1 protein-coding gene and 1 pseudogene are annotated in these 1496 nt (G+C 74.9%); both read right to left on the bottom strand.

The window, feature by feature from the left end:
• A partial coding sequence (locus tag ACVNF4_RS35925; RefSeq protein WP_461807022.1) for an AAA family ATPase occupies positions 1 to 856 on the bottom strand: 856 nt, incomplete at its 3' end.
• Between the two features lie 106 nt (positions 857 to 962).
• Positions 963 to 1496 (bottom strand): annotated as a pseudogene (locus ACVNF4_RS35930) (hypothetical protein); the annotation flags it as partial.

Here is a 1496-nt window from a genome sequence, read left to right on the forward strand (position 1 = left end):
GGACCGCCTCCGGGTCCGTGCGCGGCGTGTGCCGCGCGGGCAGCTCCAGCAGGCCCCAGCCGGACTCCGCCGCCTCGTCGATGACCCGGTCGGGGCCCGAGCCGTCGGAGGGGACGGTGAACGCGAGGCGCCGGTCCGCGTGGGCCGTGCCGCTGCGGAACGGCGTGTACGGGTAGAACGCGTCGGACACCAGCGGCGCGGCGGACGCCGGCAGGCGCCAGGACACCGGCAGCCGGTGCTGCGGCAGCCCCGGATTGTGCGCCAGCAGCGTCGTCACGGCCGACGCCGAGGGATCGTACGACAGCCCCGCCCACTGCTCGCTGCCGACGATCGCGAAGGGGTCCAGCTGCCCCGGATCACCCACGAACAGCGCCCGCTCGAACAGCCCGGCGACGGCCAGCAGCCCGTCGGAGCGCATCTGGTACGCCTCGTCCACGATCGCGTGCCGCCACGGCTCGTCGACCTTCACGTGCGCCCACTTCGCCGCCGTCGAGATCACCACCGGCAGCCCCGCGAGATCCCCCGCCTTCGCCGACTTCCGTACGTACGGCAGCTCGTCCAGCGCCTTGTCGTACGCGTCCGCGTCACTGCTGTGCAGCCGCCCCACCGGCAGCTCCGGCGCCTTCTCCGCGAGCCGCACCACCAGATCGTCCACCTGCGCGTTCGTCTGCGCCACCACCATCAAGGGCCGCCCCGCCTCCGCCAGTTCGAGCGCCGCGCGGACGACGAGCGTCGACTTCCCGGCCCCCGGCGGCGAATCGACGACGACTCCGCGCGCGGTGCCGTGCAGGGTGTCACGGAGGATCGCGTCGGTGGCCCGAGCGGCTGCGGTACCGGGGTCGAGGTGGGTGGTCATGGGGTGTCCTGTGGGCTGGGGAGGGTGGGGGACGGCGCTGCGGGACGTACGGCGTGGCGCACCCGGGGTGCTTCCCGGCCGGCCCGCACGCGCGCGTGCCCGGCCCTCACAGCACGTCCTCCTCGGTCACCGGATCCGCCGCTTCGGTCACCGGCTCGCCGGGAGGCCCGCCATGGGTCCAGGGCGTCTCCTCGGGGTCGGGGAGCTTGGCGCCGCCGCGCTGTTCGTGCTCGAAGAGGGTCCAGCAGATGCGGTCGCCCTTCTCCGGGACGGATCCGGCGTCGGGTTCCTTGCCGCGGCCCATCTTGTCGAGGAGGCGCAGCGTGAGGACGCCGTCCGCCTCGGCGGTGACGAACTCGGCGGCCTGGGGCTTGCCGGCGAGCGAGCGGTAGACCTTGGCGCGCTCGGCGAGATGCGGACGGTCGTCGGTGCGGACGGTGACCAGCGGGCGCGGACGCGGGGAGCGGCCCTCGCTGTAGGCCATCGCGACGTCGACGACCTCCCCGGCGAACGCCTCGCCGGTGAGCCGCCGGCCGGCCATCACGAGCGGGTCGTCCAGCGCCTCCTGCGCGTCCAGGCGGGCCTGCTCGCGCTCGCGCGTGGCCAGCTTGTTCGCGGCCGTCACCGCGTCGTCCCGGCG

Source organism: Streptomyces sp. S6 (assembly GCF_054880855.1).